Source organism: Candidatus Melainabacteria bacterium (genome assembly GCA_016193285.1).
Lineage (GTDB): Bacteria > Cyanobacteriota > Vampirovibrionia > 2-02-FULL-35-15 > 2-02-FULL-35-15 > JACPSL01.
The window spans coordinates 52956-70712 of the sequence record JACPSL010000036.1 but is presented as its reverse complement, the minus strand read 5'-3'; the positions used below and the strand labels follow the sequence as shown (position 1 = coordinate 70712).

14 protein-coding genes are annotated in these 17757 nt (G+C 32.6%); 10 read left to right on the top strand and 4 right to left on the bottom strand.

Features of this window, described 5'->3' with window-relative positions:
- Window positions 1–167 precede the first annotated feature (167 nt).
- Entirely contained in the window at window positions 168–908 is a 741-nt protein-coding gene (locus tag HYY52_07865; GenBank protein ID MBI2996600.1) for a HAMP domain-containing histidine kinase, read from the bottom strand.
- A 103-nt stretch (window positions 909–1011) separates the two neighbouring features.
- On the opposite strand from HYY52_07865, the gene HYY52_07860 reads away from it, so the two are divergent.
- The 10 genes from HYY52_07860 to HYY52_07815 all read left to right on the top strand — a co-directional run bounded on the left by HYY52_07860 (window position 1012) and on the right by HYY52_07815 (window position 13832).
- Complete coding sequence (locus HYY52_07860; protein ID MBI2996599.1) at window positions 1012–2226, top strand: molybdopterin molybdotransferase MoeA; 1215 nt, start codon at window positions 1012–1014, stop codon at window positions 2224–2226.
- A 15-nt stretch (window positions 2227–2241) separates the two neighbouring features.
- The gene (locus HYY52_07855; GenBank protein MBI2996598.1) at window positions 2242–2985 is read left to right on the top strand and encodes a sulfite exporter TauE/SafE family protein; all 744 of its coding nucleotides are present in this window, start codon (window positions 2242–2244) and stop codon (window positions 2983–2985) included.
- Window positions 2986–3134: 149 nt separating this feature from the next.
- Window positions 3135–3923, top strand: a complete 789-nt coding sequence (locus HYY52_07850) for a c-type cytochrome (protein MBI2996597.1) — start codon at window positions 3135–3137, stop codon at window positions 3921–3923.
- Window positions 3924–7541 (top strand): nitrate reductase subunit alpha, encoded by a 3618-nt coding sequence (locus HYY52_07845; protein MBI2996596.1) that lies wholly within the window; start codon window positions 3924–3926, stop codon window positions 7539–7541.
- Between the two features lie 119 nt (window positions 7542–7660).
- Window positions 7661–9154: a nitrate reductase subunit beta gene (narH, locus tag HYY52_07840; GenBank protein ID MBI2996595.1), complete on the top strand. Its 1494-nt coding sequence runs from the start codon at window positions 7661–7663 to the stop codon at window positions 9152–9154.
- Entirely contained in the window at window positions 9154–9708 is a 555-nt protein-coding gene (locus tag HYY52_07835; protein ID MBI2996594.1) for a molecular chaperone TorD family protein, read from the top strand. Before narH ends, HYY52_07835 begins: the two co-directional genes overlap by 1 nt.
- Complete coding sequence (gene narI / locus HYY52_07830; protein ID MBI2996593.1) at window positions 9701–10984, top strand: respiratory nitrate reductase subunit gamma; 1284 nt, start codon at window positions 9701–9703, stop codon at window positions 10982–10984. The genes HYY52_07835 and narI overlap by 8 nt, the downstream gene beginning before the upstream one ends.
- A gap of 101 nt (window positions 10985–11085) precedes the next feature.
- On the top strand, window positions 11086–12078 hold the full coding sequence (locus tag HYY52_07825; GenBank protein ID MBI2996592.1) for a cytochrome bc complex cytochrome b subunit: 993 nt from the start codon (window positions 11086–11088) through the stop codon (window positions 12076–12078).
- 4 nt (window positions 12079–12082) lie between these two features.
- On the top strand, window positions 12083–12688 hold the full coding sequence (locus HYY52_07820; protein MBI2996591.1) for a hypothetical protein: 606 nt from the start codon (window positions 12083–12085) through the stop codon (window positions 12686–12688).
- A 4-nt stretch (window positions 12689–12692) separates the two neighbouring features.
- Window positions 12693–13832, top strand: coding sequence for an acyl-CoA dehydrogenase family protein (locus HYY52_07815; protein ID MBI2996590.1), 1140 nt, complete (start codon window positions 12693–12695; stop codon window positions 13830–13832).
- 201 nt (window positions 13833–14033) lie between these two features.
- On the opposite strand, the gene HYY52_07810 is transcribed toward HYY52_07815, so the two are convergent.
- The 3 genes from HYY52_07810 to HYY52_07800 all read right to left on the bottom strand — a co-directional run bounded on the left by HYY52_07810 (window position 14034) and on the right by HYY52_07800 (window position 17718).
- Window positions 14034–14381, bottom strand: coding sequence for a hypothetical protein (locus HYY52_07810; protein MBI2996589.1), 348 nt, complete (start codon window positions 14379–14381; stop codon window positions 14034–14036).
- Between the two features lie 109 nt (window positions 14382–14490).
- The gene (locus HYY52_07805; protein MBI2996588.1) at window positions 14491–16092 is read right to left on the bottom strand and encodes a hypothetical protein; all 1602 of its coding nucleotides are present in this window, start codon (window positions 16090–16092) and stop codon (window positions 14491–14493) included.
- Between the two features lie 165 nt (window positions 16093–16257).
- On the bottom strand, window positions 16258–17718 hold the full coding sequence (locus HYY52_07800; protein MBI2996587.1) for an alginate export family protein: 1461 nt from the start codon (window positions 17716–17718) through the stop codon (window positions 16258–16260).
- Between the last annotated feature and the right edge of the window lie 39 nt (window positions 17719–17757).

Here is a 17757-nt window from a genome sequence, read left to right as displayed (position 1 = left end):
TCTTTATTTTCCAGTAATTCCTCAATATGGTTATTTCAAATGGCCTACAGAAAAATCTATTTTTCAGACCTAAAATGCTTTATTTGATCCCAATTCTGCATTCTACGAAAAAAATTAATTGTTAAGTTTTAAACTTGCGAAAATTTGAAAGATTGTAAAAAGATCTACTATACAATTTCTGGTATCTCAAATGATATTTGAGTTCCTTTTCCAACCTCACTATTAGCCCATATTTTACCTCCATGAGCTTCTATAATTTGGCGGGATAAATATAAACCTAATCCTGTACTGTTTGATGCTGAATTTGATTTGTGTGACAGCCAAAATCTTTCAAATAAGTTTGGCAATTCTTCTTTAGAAATTCCTATTCCAGTATCTTTAACTGTAATTGTTACATTATTATTTTCGTTTTTTATTGCAAGAATTTCTATGTGTCCACCATTAGGTGTATATTTAATTGCATTTGACAAAAGATTTACTAGTACTCTTTCAACTTCAAATGGATCACATACAAACTGGAATTCCAAATCTGAGGTTTTTAGACAAATTTCTTTTTCTTTTAACATAGGACTTACAGTACTAATAGCTTTTTCAATGATTTCTAAAATCTCAACTGGTTCTAAAAGTAATTTATATGCCTTTGTCTCATATTTAAAAACAGTAAGTAAATTTTTTACTAATCTTAAAGCATCTGAATTACTTTGATTTAACAGAGATAAAATTTGCTTTTGCTCTTTAGTTAAATTACCAAAATAACCTCCAAGAAGGTGTTGTATACTTGTCTCTGCTGCTAGTAGTGGTGTTTTTAAATCATGAGTAAGTGCACTAACAATATCTTCAAGCTGTCTTGTTGATGTAGTGTCTTTGTTCTCAACTGCCATTGAAAGATTTTTTTCTGTATCAGACATATTAAAAACTCCAACACATATACTTTACCTTATCTTTTTTACTCAGGAAAGATTTACATTTTACATAGTGTTAATATTGATTTGGTGTTTTATAATTAAGAAAATGATTCCCTACCACAAAGCTTTATCAACAGTTCTTGCTTGTGCAAATCCTCTTGGATTTAAAACTATAAAACTAGAGCAAGCAGGAGGTAGTGTTTTAACTAAAGATATTTTTACAACACATAACATTCCTTTTTTTGATAATTCTGCTGTTGATGGTTTTGGAGTAAGAACTTCAGATGTTAAAAATGCTTCAAATGAATCTCCTATTAAATTACAACTCACTGGAACTATAAAAGCAGGAGATGGGTTAAGAGCTGCAGTGACACCAGGTACAGCTGTAAAAATTCTTACTGGTGCTCCTATTCCAGCTGGTGTTGAAGCTGTAATAATGAAGGAATTTTGTTTCGAAGAAAAGAAATATATTTATGTAAAAAAATCAGCAAGCCGGTGGGAAAACATAAGAAGAGAAGGAGAAGAATTTCACTTAAATGATTGTGTAATAGAAAAAGGAACTTATATAAGCCCGCCAGTAATTGGTTTGTTAGCTACATTAGGTTATAAAAAGTGTTGTGTATATTTAAAGCCAAGAGTATCAATTATAGTTACAGGTAGTGAATTAATTAAAGTAGGTAAAAAATTAACATTTGGAAAAATATATGAATCAAATTCATATGCCTTAGTAGCTGCATTAAATGAAATTGGCATAAAAAAATATTCTGTGGTTTGTGTAAAAGATGACAAAAAAATAATTAAAAAACAAATTAAAAAAGCACTTAAAAACTCAGATGTGATTATTTCTGTTGGAGGTATTTCAACTGGTGATTATGACTTTGTAAAAGAGATTTTTAATTCTCTGGGAGTAAAAACACTTTTTACAAAGGTAGCAATGAAACCTGCAAAGCCAAATTATTTTGGAAGTTTTAAAAGGAAACTTGTTTTTGGATTACCAGGTAACCCTGTGTCAGCACTTGTTTCTTTTCATCAATTTATTAAACCTGCTTTGTTAAAAATAATGGGTGCAAAATCTATAACTCCATTTCAAGCAAAAGCAATTTTATCTGAAAACTTAACAAAGAAACCTGGACGGCTTGAATTTGTACGTGGAATACTAGAGCAAAAAAATGGTGACTTGTTAGTTAGACCTACACAAGGACAAGGTTCTCATATGCTTGGTGGAATTGCAAATGCTAATTGTTTAATTTATTTCCCAGAAGAACAAAAGTTAATATTAAAAGGGGAAAAGGTTGACATAGATCTTTTAAGCTGGAACTAAGTTAAAAAATTTTATATGGAAATAATTGGTACAAACCTTGTTTATTTAGTCTCACTAGTTTTTTTGGTAGCAGCATTATATTCATCTGTAGGACATGGTGGAGCATCAGGATATCTTGCAATACTTGCATTTACATCATTTTCATCACACGAAATGTCTACAACAGCATTAATATTAAATGTTATTGTTTCTGGCATTGCATTTTTTTCTTACTTTCGCGCAGGACACTTTTCTTTTAAATTAATTCTTCCTTTTTTAATAGGTTCTATACCTTTATCATATCTTGGAGGAACTATACACATAACTCAAAAAATATATTTCTTACTTTTATCAATTGTTCTTATTATTGCAGCTATTAGAATGGCACTGCCCTTGTCACAAAAACTAAAAGAAGAAACCTCTCCAAACTTCTATACAGCATTATTTTCAGGTGGAATAATTGGTTTAGTTTCAGGAATAGTTGGAATAGGTGGTGGAATATTTTTAAGTCCACTTATGATATTTATGAATTGGGCAAGTCCAAAAAATGCTAGTGCAGCATCTGCATTTTTTATACTTGTTAATTCAATCAGTGGGCTATTAGGAAGATTATCATCTGGAATAATGGATATTGGATCACTTATACCTCTTATAATAGCTGCATCAGTTGGAGGGTTAGTAGGTGCTTATCTTGGTGCAAATACTTTTTCATCCCTAACTCTTAGAAGATGCCTTGCTTTTACACTTTTAATAGCTGCACTTAAATCAGGGTTTAAGTAGAGGCGAGGTAACCTCGCCTCTACAAAATTGCCTATACAATATTTATATGCAATCATTCATAAGTATGATTTATAAACATGAAAGATAAATTTTTACTCAAAAGTAATGTTTCCATGTTAACGAATTGATATTATTTAAGAGCAGCCTTTATGAAAAATCAAAATGTCAAAATAGTTAGATTTATATTTTTATTTTGTGTACTTTTTTCTTTCTCAGTCAGTTCTTATGCAAATGATAAACAAGCAAGTCTTTTTATCTCAAAGTGTTCAGGATGTCATTCAATTGATGATGAGTCAGAGGGATTGGATTTAATTAAATCTGCATCATTACCGTATGGAGAATTAATTAAAGCAATAAAAAGAATGGAAGAAAATGTTGGTCCTATGGAAGAATCTGAAATTAAGAGTCATGCAGATTTTGTAAAATCTAAGAATGCAAAAGAACGTATAAAGCAAGAACTTAAAAAAGAATCACAATCTACTGAAGCTCCATCAGATACTCTAACTGAAGGAGAATTAGATCCTCAAAACATTGAAGCTGGGAAAAAATTATTCTTTGGGCAAAAATCTTTTAAAAATAATGGATTGTCATGTATATCCTGTCATAGTAGTAGTGATCATACTTTACTTGGTGGAGGTAAGCTTGGCCCACGCCTGGAAGGTTTATTTAAAAAGTATAGTAAAAATAGTCTTATTACTGCTATTGAAAATGCTAGCTGGAAAATAATGAAAGCTGTTTATAAAGATCATCCTATTACTAAACAAGAATCTGTACATTTAGTTGCATATCTTGAATCTTTAGAAGAAAACAAAACAAAAGAATCAAATTGGCTTTTTCATACAATTGGATTAGTTGGATGTTTGTTTTTATTTGGGCTACTAGCATTTTTTTATAGAAAAAGATTAACTGATGTACATAAGGAAATAAGGAGACACTAAATGTCATGGATTAAAGATATTGTAAATCCGCAAGAACGTTCATGGGAAGAGTTTTATAGAAACAGATGGGCTCATGACAAAGTTGTTAGAAGTACACATGGTGTAAATTGTACAGGTTCATGTAGTTGGAATATTTATGTAAAAGATGGAATTGTTGCATGGGAATTACAAGCATTAGATTATCCAAAATTAGGAAAAGATATTCCACCTTATGAACCACGTGGTTGCCAACGTGGGATTTCTTATTCGTGGTATATCTATAGTCCTCTTCGGGTAAAGTATCCATATATAAGAGGGACATTACTTGATTTATGGAGAGAAGCTAAAAATAAATTTAATGGTGACACTGTACTTGCCTGGAAGTCAATTCAAGAGAATGAAGAGTTAAGAAAAAAATATGGGCAAGCTCGCGGCAAAGGTGGATTTAGAAGATTCTCATGGAATGAAGCTTATGAAATTATTGCAGCTAGTAATATTTATACAATTGGGAAATATGGTTCAGATAGAATCATTGGCTTTTCTCCAATTCCTGCAATGTCAATGATAAGTTATGCAGCAGGTTCAAGATTTTTACAACTAATGGGTGGTGTTAGTATGAGCTTTTATGACTGGTACTGCGACCTGCCACCAGCATCTCCAGAAGTATGGGGAGAACAAACAGATGTTGCTGAAAGTGCTGATTGGTATCATTCAAAATTTATTGCTGTAGTTGGTTCAAATGTTCTTATGACAAGAACTCCTGATGCACACTTTTTAGTTGAAGCTAGGCATAATGGATCTAAAGTAGTAGTATTTTCACCTGATTTTAGCCAAACATGTAAATCTGCTGATGAGTGGATTCCATTACATCAGGGACAAGATAGTGCTTTTTGGATGAGTGCAGGACATGTGATTTTAAAAGAATTTTTTTATGAAAGAAAGGTTAATTATTTTGAAGAATATGTAAAAAATAATACTGATGCACCATTTTTAGTTACCGTAGAAAAAAATTCTGATGGTAAATGGGTTCCAGGTAAATTACTCCGTGCTTCACAAATTGAGCAGACAAAAAATGAAGAAAATGCAGAGTGGAAAACATTTGTTTTCGATAAAAAATCAAACTCTATTAAACTTCCAACTGGAACAATAGGTTACAGGTGGCAAAAAGAAAAAGGTAAATGGAATTTAAAAGACGATATTGAACCTCTTTTAAGTTTTATAGACAATCATGACAGAGTTTTACAAATTAAACTTTCTGATTTCTCGGAAAGTACAAATGATAAATATCTTTTACGTAGTATTCCAACAAAAAGAATTGAAACTACTGATGGTAATGAAGAAGTATATGTAACAACTATCTTTGATTTACTTATGGCCCAATATGGAGTAAGTAGAGGGCTAGAAGGTGAATATCCAGCTTCACATGAAGATGAGCTGCCATATACACCAGCATGGCAAGAAAAATTTACTGGTATAAAAGCAAATGTAGTAATTAATTTTGCAAGAGAGTGGGCAAGAACTGCAGAGACTTCCTATGGCAAGTGCTCAGTTATCATTGGAGCCGGGGTAAATCATTGGTATCATAACAATCTCATTTACCGTGCTCCAATTACAGTGCTTATGTTAACTGGATGTGTAGGTGTAAATGGAGGTGGACTAAATCACTATGTTGGACAAGAAAAATTAGCTCCAATGTCAGCTTGGGCTCCACTTGCATTTGGAACAGACTGGGGTGCACCACCCAGATTACAAAACACACCTTCTTTTCATTATGTTCACACTGACCAGTGGAGATATGATAAACCCTTCCATGAAATTTGTTCTGTTTCAGGCAAAAAACATCCAATGTCTTATGGGCATACAATAGACAAAAACATTCAGGCCGTAAGATGTGGATGGCTACCATTTTATCCACAATTTAATAAAAGTAATTTAGAACTAGCAAATGAAGCTATTAATCAAGGAGCAAAATCTGATGAAGAAATAGTTAAATATATTGTAAACAAATTAAAAAACAAAGAACTAAAATTTGCAATTGAAGATCCAGATTCCCCTTGTAATTTTCCAAGAGTGTTTTACATTTGGCGGGGAAATGCTTTAATGTCCTCTGCAAAAGGACATGAATACTTTTTAAAGCATTATCTTGGTACACATACAAATGCAATTGCAGATGAAATAAGCAAAGATGATGTTAAAGAAGTTACTTGGCATGATAAGTTACCACTTGGAAAAATGGATTTAATTGTTGATCTTAATTTTAGGATGGATACATCAGCCCTTTATTCAGATATTATTCTTCCTACAGCAACGTATTATGAAAAAAATGATTTAAACACTACTGACATGCATACTTTTATTCACCCACTTCAAGCTGCTGTACCACCTTCTTGGGAATCAAAAAGCGATTGGGAAATCTTTAAAGGAATTACAAAAGAAACTTCTGAACTTGCAGGAAAACATTTCCCAAAACCAATTAAAGATATTATTGTTACACCAATTATGCATGATACTCCTGGAGAAATTTCTCAAAGTTTTGTTAAAGACTGGTCTTATGGAGAATGTGAAGCTATTCCAGGAAAAACAATGCCAAATATAAAAGTAGTGGAAAGAGATTTAGGAAATTTATATAACAAATTTATCTCTCTTGGATATGGAATAAAAAACAATGGACTTTCAATGCATGGCATTCAAATTGATGTTAAAGATATATATGAAGACAGGCTTAAAGATCTTCCTATTGAAAAATGGAATGGAGTTGAATATATTTCCTTAAAAAAAGATATAGATGCATGTAACTATATTTTAGCTTTTGCAGCAGAAACTAATGGTGAACTTGCATACAGGGCATTTGAAGCAGAATCAAAAAAGACAGGATTAGATTTAACTCATCTTGCAAAAGATACTAGAGGAGTCAGGGTTAACTTTCAAGATATCATTAGTGCCCCTACTAGAATTCTTACAACACCATTTTGGTCAGGAAATATAAACAATAATAGAACTTATTCTTCATACGTACTTAATGTAGAAGAAAGAATTCCATGGAGAACATTAACTGGAAGACAACATTTTTATTTAGATCATGAAGCATATATAGCTTTTGGTGAACATCTTCCAACTCATAAACCAAGAATAGATGCAATGACATACGGTGATATTGCAAAAACAAGTAATGAAGGAAGTAATAGCATTATTTTAAATTATTTAACTCCGCACGGGAAATGGGGAATACATTCAACATTTGGAGATACTCTTCGCATGAAGACTTTATCAAGAGGAGTTGAACCGCTTTGGATAAATGATAAGGATGCAGATTTAATTGGTGTAGAAGATAATGACTGGGTTGAAGTCTTTAATGACAATGGTGTTGTGTGTACACGAGCATGTGTAAGTTCAAGACTTCCAAGAGGTATTTGTATGATTTATCACTCACCAGAAAGAACTCTCTCAGTTCCAAAATCACCAACATATGGAATGAAAAGAGCAGGTGGCCACAATAGTTTAACCCGTATAAGACTAAAACCAATTTTTATGGTTGGAGGTTATGCTCAGTTTAGTTATGCTTTTAACTATTGGGGGCCTCCAGGTGTTAATAGAGAAACTCATGTAATTGTTAAAAAGCTTAAGGAGGTCAAATTTTAATGCTTCATTTTCAACTTACTTGCAAGTGTAGGATTTGTCCAATTTATTTGGCAAATCCGATCAAGCTACTTGGATTTGTCACGGGAAGTTTCAGCTTGTCTGAAACTATATTATAAAGAATGACGGATGTAAGAGCACAAGTAGGAGTAGTATTTCACTTAGATAAATGTATAGGTTGTCACACATGTAGTGTCTCCTGTAAAAATATCTGGACTGATCGTGAAGGTACAGAATATATGTGGTGGAATAATGTAGAAACCAAGCCAGGAACAGGTTTCCCTATTAAATGGGAAGATCAAGAAAAGTACAATGGTGGATGGGAATTAGTTAAAGATAAACTTAAACTAAAAAAAACAGATAACAAATTACAAAGTTTATTACAGTTATTTTATGATCCAAATATGCCTGGTCTTGATGATTATTACGAACCGTGGACATATAAATATGAAGATTTATTTAATGCACCTTTAAGTGATGATCAACCAACTGCAATTCCAATATCAAAAATAACAGGAGAACAAGTAGAGATTAAAGCTGGGCCAAACTGGGATGATGATCTTGGTGGCTCAAACCTTTATGCAAAAAATGATCCTAATCTTCAAAGTTTATCTCAGGATGAACGAGACTTAATGATGGAAATTGAAAATATTTCAATGATGTATCTCCCAAGAATTTGTAATCATTGTGTGAACCCCTCTTGTGTAGCAGCTTGTCCATCAGGAGCACTTTATAAAAGAGGAGAAGATGGTATTGTACTTGTTAATCAGAATAAATGCAGAGGCTGGCGTGCTTGTATTGTAGCTTGCCCATACAAAAAAATGTATTATAACTGGAAAACAGGAAAAGCTGAAAAATGCATATTATGCTATCCAAGACTTGAAACAGGGCAGCCTCCTTCATGTTTCCAATCATGTGTTGGGCGAATAAGATATTTAGGAGTTTTACTTTATGACGCAGAACAAATACAAGAAGCAATGAAAGTTCCAGAACATAGCTTAGTTGAGTCTCAAAGAAAAATAATCTTAAATCCATATGATCCAAAGATTATAGAAGCTGCTAAAGCAAATGGAATAAGTGACAATTTCCTTGATGCTGCTTGTAATTCGCCTGTCTATAAATATGTTGTTGAATGGAAATTAGCTCTACCATTACATCCAGAGTATAGAACATCACCAATGCTTTTTTATGTCCCTCCATTACTTCCTGTTTTAGGAAAAGTTGTAAACAGATTATATGATCATTCAGCCAAAGAATTTTTTACAAGCTTAGAACATGCAAGACTTTCCATAAAATATCTTGCAAAATTATTTAGTGCAGGAAATGAAGAAATTATTACTTATGCATTAAAGAAAATGATGGCTGTACGTTATTTTAAAAGGATGCAGCAGTTAGGAGATCTAGATAACGGTAAAGTGTATGAAATAATGAGAGAAGCATATCTTACTGAAAATGAAGCTGAAGAAATATATAAAATAACTTCTCTTGCAACTGTAAACGAAAGATTTGTCTTACCACCAATTCAAAGAGAAGAAGCAATGGTTACTAAAGAACCAGAAGTTTGTAAGGGCTGCACAGGATATGGAGAGATAAAAGAGCCAAGGAGAGGATTTTAATGAATCAAAAAAATAACTTTTACTCACTTGCAGAACTCTTGGAATATCCACAAGATGGTTTTTGTAACTTACTAAATAGTTGTGAAACTATGTTAAATAATTTTGATAACGAGGTTAAAGAAATTAAAAATCTATTTAATAAATTTTCATCTTTTGTAAAAGAAAATTCAAAAGAAAAATTACAAGAGCTTTATGTAAAAACTTTTGAATTAAATCCTGCTTGTACTCCTTATATTGGAGTTCATATATTTGGTGAAGATGGTTATAAAAGAGGTACTCTCATGACACGTTTAAAGCAAGCATATAAAGAAAATAATTTAAACAACAACAGTGAATTGCCAGATCATATTTCACAAATCTTAAAACTTGCTTCCAGTCTTAATGATAAAGATAAGTATAATACCCTTCTTGCTGAATGTGTAATTCATCCAATCAATTTAATGTTAAAGGAGCTTGAAAACAAAAATAACAATTCAAATCCATATAAATATTTACTCACGGCTATAAAAAAAATTGCAGAGTTAAGTATAGTAAAGGAGTTAAGACATGCATGACTTCTTTCTTTTAATTGGACTTCCATACATAGCATTATTTTCTGTAATTTTTGTATCTATCTATAGATTTAACTCAAACAAATTTGGTTTTTCATCTTTATCATCACAATTTTTAGAAAAAGAAAAACTACTTTGGGGTTCAGTTCCTTGGCATCTTGGTATTGGATTAATTATTTTATGGCATGGAGTTGCTTTTTTTGCACCAAAATTCTTACAGTCACTAGTTGCAGATATTAGAATACTTTATACCTTTGAAAGTATGGGACTAATTGCAGCACTATTTGCTTTTTTAGGTTTAGTAATCCTTTTTATCAGGCGATTAAGGGATCCAAGAATTCAAGCAGTTACTTCAACAATGGATCTTATAGTTTTGCTACTTTTAACTGTTCAAGTATTTCTTGGAATTTTAACTGCTACCTTATATAAATGGGGAGCTTCATGGTCACCAGGAACAGTTAGTCCTTATGTGTTAAGTATTTTATTCTTCAATCCTGATATTTCATATGTCAAGGATATGCCTTTTGTCATTAAATCCCACATTGTTTTAGCTTGGCTAATAATACTCCTGATTCCTTTTACAAGGCTTGTTCACATGTTTTCATTACCACTTGAGTACTTATACAGATTACCTCAAGTAGTGATTTGGAATTTTAGAGAGCCTAAGAAAGCAGTAGTGATTGCTAAAACTCAAGCTGAAACAAGAAGACGTTTTTTAAAAGCTATTTTAAGTATTACTCTGGGAATGGTACTTCTAGCTATTGGCATTATAGACAAAGTAATTCCATTTTTTATGGGGCCATCTTTATCAAGAAAAGAAAAAGCTGAGCTATTAAAAAAGAGGTTAGAAAAAATAAAAGCAGCAGCTTATCAAAAAGAACTTGAACATGAGCGATTAACTAAGGATTTTATTTTTATTGCGGATTTAAAAAGTTTAAAGAATGATCAAGGCATATATTTTATTGACTATGAAATGAAGCCTGGGCTTGCTTTTAAGGGAGAAGACGGACTGCCTATGCTTTACTCTGCAAAATGCCCCCATTTAGGTTGCACAATTATAAGTAAAGCTGAAGGTGGAAAGCTCCTTTGTCCTTGTCATATCTCACATTTTGATATTAAAACAGGAAATGTAATTGACGGTCCTGCCCTAAAACCACTTTCACAAATTAAATATGTCTTAAAAGATTCAAGCAATAAAATTGTAACTAACGTAGATAAAATAAATAAAACAAAATTCAGTGAGTATAAGGTTTATATTCCAAGGAATGAATTTTCATGAATGTTTTAATTCAAATTTCTAACTTTATACAAGAAAGATTTCCCCTGGAAAAAATGAATTTACAGTCAATGCTTATGAAGAAGGAGGTCCCTAATCATAAAATGAAATGGGCATACTATCTTGGTGGCCTAACACTTTTACTTTTTATCATCCAGCTTATTACAGGACTTCTTTTACTTTTTTACTACCAGCCAACAATAGAAGAAGCATATGATTCTGTAAAATTTATTTCTGATAAAGTACCTGGTGGAGCAGTTATAAGAAATCTTCATTCTTGGAGTAGTTCAATAATGGTACTTGCTGCAATTATACATTTATTAACTACCTTTGCAATGAAAGCATTTGAAAAACCTAGAGAAGTTACATGGTGGAGTGGGGTATTTCTTTTATTTACTACTTTTATATTTGCATTTACTGGCTATCTACTACCATGGCATCAGCTTTCAGTAAATGCTACAAAAGTTGGCTTACAGTTTATAGGTGCAGTTAGTCCATATTTACCTGGTACTTTTTCAGAATTACCTAATAAGTTAATTGAATTAATTCAAGGAGGACAAACAGTAGGACAAGAAACATTAAGCAGGTTTTTTTCAATTCATGTTGTTGTTCTTCCATTACTCATATTTGGAATTTTAGGAGTTCATTTACTTTCAGTTCAATTACAAGGAATGAGTAAAGGGGTAGATGGAAGCGTTGAAAGTTCTGAAAAGTTTTTTCCTAATTTCTTAATTAAAGATTTTAGCTTATGGACTGTTACTTTTTTTATTTTATTTGTACTTGCTATTACAATTCCTTTTGAATCATTTTTTGCTTATCCATTTATGGAGCCGTATAATCCCTCGGGTTCAACACCTGAAGGAATTAAACCAGAATGGTATTTTTTCTTCGTATATTACCCAATGGAGCTGTTACCTTTTTGGATAATTATACTTGCCCTTACTACTATAGTTATTGTGTTATTTCTTGTTCCAAAAATATTTGCTGGAACAAGTAGAAAGATGCTTACTTTTCTTTCAATATTAGCTTTTTCTTATTTTGTAATTATGACAATATTTGGCGATATGATTTTTCATTTAATAAAAGGAGATGGGTAAAAACGTGAAGCTTGTCTTTCTTTTAGTCTCTTTCCTGCTTTTTGTTTTAGCTACACCTTTGTTACAAGCACATGCTTATTCTGAGTTTTATGAATACTCTCTTAAGACATCTGGCAGGAATATAAACTGTGCTTTATGCCATACAAACAGTGACGGTCCTGATGGGAATGGCCCTGGTCAAATTGGATCACTAAATAAAGAAGAACTTAAAAAATTAATGGAAGCAAGAACTGCTTTTGAACCACACCAAAAAGTTAATAGTCCTATTTTAAATGAATTTGGAAATAAATTAATTTATATTTTAGGCAAGAAAGGATTTGTAAAACTTAAAAGCCATCCTGAGAATTTAGCAAAAGAAATAGGAAACGAGTTAGATATAGATAACGACGGTATTCCCGATAGCGAAGAATACCTCGACGGGACGCTTGCAACTAGCAAAGAAGATGGACATCCAGTAAAACTTTTCATTGCTAATATAAAAAAGAATCTCTATCATATAATCCTTGCTTTCTTTTCAATAGGTTTATTATTTTATGGTTTTGCACAATGGCTCATAGGAGTGCATAACCAAGCTATTTTAGATGAATTAGGAGAAGATATAAAAGAGTAAAATGATTGACTTTAGTTTAACTGATGAACAAAAAGAACTTCAAAGATTAGCTAGAGAATTCTCAGTCAAAGAAATTCAACCACATGCTGAAGAGCATGATAAAACTGGTAAATTTCCTATGGAAATTGCTAAAAGAGCTTTTGAAGTTGGATTAATGAATCTCAATATACCACTTGAATATAATGGTCCAGGACTTAAAGCTTTAGATGAGGTAATTATTACAGAAGAACTTTCCTGGGGTTGTTCAGGCATTACAACTGCATTTGCTGTAAATCATTTAGCAACTGCACCTGTAATAATTGCTGGAAGTGAAGATCAAAAGAAAAAATATTTAAGTATGATGACAAAAGAATTAACTTTTGCATCTTATGCAGTAACTGAACCACAAGCTGGATCTGATGTTAGTGGTATTCAAACTACAGCAAAACTTATTGGGAGTGAATATATTATTAACGGTTCAAAACAATGGATTACAGGAGCAAGTGTTGCAAAATGGTTTTATGTTTTAGCAAAAACTGACATGTCTAAAGGACACAAAGGGGTAAGTGCTTTTATAGTAGATGCAGATACTACTGGTATTAAAATTGGTAAAAAAGAAGACATGATGGGGCAAAGAGCTTCTGCTACCCATGCTATTACTTTTGAAGATGTTAAAGTACCTAAGTTTAATCTTTTAGGACAAGAAGGTGATGGTTTTAAGATTGCAATGAAAGCTTTTGATTATACAAGGCCTGGAATTGCAGCAAATGCTGTTGGTGTTGCCAGAAGAGCTATGGAACACGCAATAGAATACTCAAAAACAAGAATCTCATTTGGGGTACCTATTGCAATGCATGAAGGTATTAATTTTCTCATAGCAGACATGGCTTCTGAGATTGAAGCTGCAAGGCTACTTACATGGCAAGCAGCATGGGCACATGACAATAATATTAGAAATACAAAGTTAGCATCTTTTGCAAAAAGATTTGCTGCAGATACTGTTATGAAAGTTACAACTGATGCAGTACAAATCCTTGGTGGTTACGGATACTCAAACGAATATCCTGTTAGTAAACTTATGAGGGATGCAAAAATATTTCAAATCTATGAAGGTACTTCTCAAATACAAAGACTCATTATTGCTAAAGAAATATTTTTAAGGTAATTTTCGCCAGTTCGCCAGTTCGTTCTCTACTAAGTTTGGCTCAAGTAGCTTCAGCAACCAAGTCTTTTTCTTCTTCAATTTTCACCTTGTCATGAATAATTTTTGTAGTCCCGTCAAGGTTATATAGTTCTGGATTATCTAATCTAAACTTTCTTCCAAGCAAAACTTACTTTTTTCACCTAGTTCAAAATTAACTTCTAGCTAGCTCGCACAAGCTCTGAGAACAGTATTATACTGGTGAATACTTTTTTCTTTTAATTCTGTCATATAAGCTGCATCTCTAGCCTGTGCAAACAAATTATCTAAACGATCATCAACAGGAAAATGTTTCCAACATTCTTCCACAACAGTGCTGCTTATTTTTCCTTCTCTGCAAGCAGACATAATGGATTCCCAGTTAATTATTCCTTCTTCAGCAGCTTCGACTGCATCTACCATTGTAATAACCGCATCATCTATTGGAGTACCTACTGTATCCTCCTGTGGGATTTTCCCTTGTAAAAGTTCTACTACCTTTGGTGTTTTTGCTATGTCAAAAGTAACTTTCATTAAATCATCATTTCTTTCTACTACTTGATTAGATGTATTTTCTGTATCTTGAGCAACTTCTACTACTTTTGGAACAAACTTTAGTATAACTGCCTGTTATTCTTCATTATTAACCAGCGAGAGAGGTTCGTTCTCTGAGCTTTCTATAATCAGCGGGCCACCCTGTTCTTTGACCCAACAATTCCATTCTTAGAGCCTGATAAATTATCCAATCAGGTACGTCAATTTCTTCTGCAGTTCTTTTAATTTCTGTTTTAATATCTGCACGATCAGCTATTTCAGGAATCACATCACCCGGGTAATTTTCTTGAATCAGCCTTACAATACCAGGATCACTTTGTTGCAATCCACCTTGAAATTCTATCTCATATTTAAGAGCTTCTTTCAACTGATCCGGGTTTACTCCACTTGTTTTTGCTAGTTCAACCAGATTAAAATCAACTTTCATACTTTCTCCATTCTTTCTTTCTATTTCATCTCTCTTATTTTTTGCATATTCAACAAAGCTAAGTATAACTGGTTCTTCTTCTTCTTCAACTTGTGTTGCAGTATGTTGTTCATGAATTGATATATCTTCACGAACCTCCTTCTGTATTTCTTGTTGATTACTTTCAACTTTCTTAAATAAATTTAATATTGGATGTCGTATACACCAGCTTGCAATTGTCGGATGTAATCTTTCTAATATTCCTTCCCACTTGAATACTTTTTCAGATAGCTCATGAAGCCCTACAAGTTCAAGTAAACTAGATGTCCACGAAAGTCCTGGTATCACTATTTGAAATACTTTTGCGCTTTTTTCTTGTGTAGCTCTTAGTGTTTTATCAACTTTTGCAGCAGCTCCTTCTAAATCTGGATTTAAAGGTTCTAAATCTCCACCATATTCTGAACCATCTTCTTCTTTAGATTTCTTTTTCTTTAATTCCCCAAATCTACAAGCCCATGTTCCATATGAAAACTTTCCAAATGCATTGATGCTTCTTTGTAACCCTTCACCTAATTCTCCCCCAAATAGTTTCACAGTATCTAATCCTCTTGCAATAACATTTGGAATAAAAAGTACTGCATCAAGAAACTCCATTTTTTCTTTAACGCCAGTTTGTTCTTGGTCTACTTTGGCTGGCAATTGTTCACTGCTGTTATTAAACTTTCTTGACAAAAGTTTTTCTAGGTTCATAGAACCAAATATCTGATTTTGATTAAACATTCCTGTTGAATAAACTTTTGCTGATTTGTCAAAGAAGTTATCATCTCCTGTAATTGCTCCCCATAACATTCCAGATGCTCCACCACCATAAAGTGCACTAACTACTGTTCCCATCCCAACTCTAAAATGCTCATTTAAGTTGTATGCTTCTTTTACAAGTGGTGTAGCTTTATTGCCACCTAAAGTTTTTCTATCAGGAGTAAAAGGTCTAAGAGAGGTATAAACAATTGACCAACACACCCCATAAAATGCTTTTGCTAATTTTTGAAATCTTTCACTAAATAAACCAATAATTTGTAGGGGAAGATGCAAACTCCAAATAGATTTTGTAGTATTTAAAATAAGACCATTTGTTTTTATAAAAAGATTTGAATAGCCTTTTTGCTTAGCCTCTTCTGGATTAAATTTTCCATTCATCCACTTGAAGAAGTCATTGAATCCTGGGTGAACTAAGTTGACTGCAAGATTAGAATTATTATTTATCGGGTTAACCCTTGTTGCCATACTTGCTTCCTACCCAGGTTAAGAAGCTTATTATCCGTATAACAATTTCATGAAAATAAATTTTTTCTAAGATTGGACGTAATGAATAGTTAAGGAGCACCAAGGGCTACGTTATTCTCTGAACAAATAGGGGTCAGATCCATGGATCTGACCCCTATGCTATTACTAAAACTTTCTTGTCATCTCCCAATAAAAATAATTTCCTCTTCTTCCTTGATATGTAGTTTTTACAACATCCTTACCAATTACATGTCCAAAGTAAAAAGTAAAATTTAAAAACTTAGTAATTTCATAATCTAAACTTAAATCAAGTAAGTTTATAAAATCACTTTTTTCTCCACTTGGTAATCCACCGTATCCAAAAACACTATTTCTAAATGCTCCCCCACCAAAATACCAAAGATCCTTTGGCTTATTTAAATCAATTTTATGAAAATCAATACGAGTAGTAATTTTTTTTCTTGGATTAAAAACAAGCTGAATAAACTTATCATCTGTATTCATTAAATTAAAAATTGGAGTTCGTGCATAGGTTCTTGGTGTAGGAAGTAACTGAAAAAAAGTATTATGTGTTCCATTTGTTGGATTATTATCGCCAGAAGTAATTGTCCATCCAGCTCTTAGCCAAGGATTCCATGGTAACTTAGGAGGTTTAAAACCACCTTCAGCATCCCATGCATATGCTCTGTGTTTTTGTACTCCCCAGTCCCCACCCTGAAGAGCTCCCCAACTAAGTAAATCAAAAGGACCAAACTTCCGTATATAATGTCCACCTAATGTATGGATATAAAGATCCTGATCATCTAAAGTTCTTACAGGTATTGGACGATTATCAACTTTGAGCACATCATTGCGAGCATCATTATAAAAAATATAATAAAGTCTTCCTTCTGATTTTTCAGACTTATCTTTTTTAGTTAAACCAGTGTACAAAACTCTAACTTTAGGAATATCCTTATGTCCTTGTAAATCAAATATACCTTGAGTTGGAAAAGCTCCAAAAACTGTGGCATTTAAATTAGGATTATCAAATTTTGTTTCAAAGCCATCAAAACTTCTTTGTATGTGAGTAAATCCAAAATTCCCAATTAATCTTTCGTTTATCCGATTTTTCTTAAGCCAATCTAAAGTTTTATCACTGACTTGAACTTCACTGCCATCTCCAAATTCAAACCTGCCAAGCTTTAAGCTAGTATGCTTTTCTGGTATACCTTTAAATTTTACATATGCTTGTTTAAGAAATATATTTGTAAAATTACCCTGGTTTATTCCTCTGTAAATAGCACCTTGTCCTAGAGGACCAAAAGGTGGAAGTCCTGCTGCATTGTTTGGAAGAGCTATAAAATAAGGGATAGAAAACTCAAGAGCAGTATCAGTATATTTTTTTTCATTTAGTGCTTTAATCCTAAATAAATTTCCATTGAAGACATATTTATTATTTCCCCCACTTGTTAATTTCCCAGGATCAAAATAATCCCAATCTTCAATACGACTCCTCCAAGAACCACTCAAAATCCAGCCTTCAGAATTTTTTTGAGTATCTTTATTAACAGCTTGAGTTTGAGCATTAACTTTAGTTGCACTGAATAACCAAAAGATTAAAACAATTATAATAAGTCTTTTCATCTTGTTATATTATAAACAAACAGAGGGCAGATATATAGA

What these genes read in the sequence shown, in the direction of transcription:
- HYY52_07860 (MBI2996599.1), top strand. Translation starts at nt 1,012, where the DNA reads ATGATTCCCTACCACAAAGCTTTATCAACAGTTCTTGCTTGTGCAAAT.
- HYY52_07865 (MBI2996600.1), bottom strand. Translation starts at nt 908, where the DNA reads ATGTCTGATACAGAAAAAAATCTTTCAATGGCAGTTGAGAACAAAGAC.
- HYY52_07805 (MBI2996588.1), bottom strand. Translation starts at nt 16,092, where the DNA reads ATGGCAACAAGGGTTAACCCGATAAATAATAATTCTAATCTTGCAGTC.
- HYY52_07850 (MBI2996597.1), top strand. Translation starts at nt 3,135, where the DNA reads ATGAAAAATCAAAATGTCAAAATAGTTAGATTTATATTTTTATTTTGT.
- HYY52_07835 (MBI2996594.1), top strand. Translation starts at nt 9,154, where the DNA reads ATGAATCAAAAAAATAACTTTTACTCACTTGCAGAACTCTTGGAATAT.
- HYY52_07800 (MBI2996587.1), bottom strand. Translation starts at nt 17,718, where the DNA reads ATGAAAAGACTTATTATAATTGTTTTAATCTTTTGGTTATTCAGTGCA.
- narH (MBI2996595.1), top strand. Translation starts at nt 7,661, where the DNA reads ATGACGGATGTAAGAGCACAAGTAGGAGTAGTATTTCACTTAGATAAA.
- HYY52_07845 (MBI2996596.1), top strand. Translation starts at nt 3,924, where the DNA reads ATGTCATGGATTAAAGATATTGTAAATCCGCAAGAACGTTCATGGGAA.
- HYY52_07825 (MBI2996592.1), top strand. Translation starts at nt 11,086, where the DNA reads ATGAAATGGGCATACTATCTTGGTGGCCTAACACTTTTACTTTTTATC.
- narI (MBI2996593.1), top strand. Translation starts at nt 9,701, where the DNA reads ATGCATGACTTCTTTCTTTTAATTGGACTTCCATACATAGCATTATTT.
- HYY52_07810 (MBI2996589.1), bottom strand. Translation starts at nt 14,381, where the DNA reads ATGAAAGTTACTTTTGACATAGCAAAAACACCAAAGGTAGTAGAACTT.
- HYY52_07855 (MBI2996598.1), top strand. Translation starts at nt 2,242, where the DNA reads ATGGAAATAATTGGTACAAACCTTGTTTATTTAGTCTCACTAGTTTTT.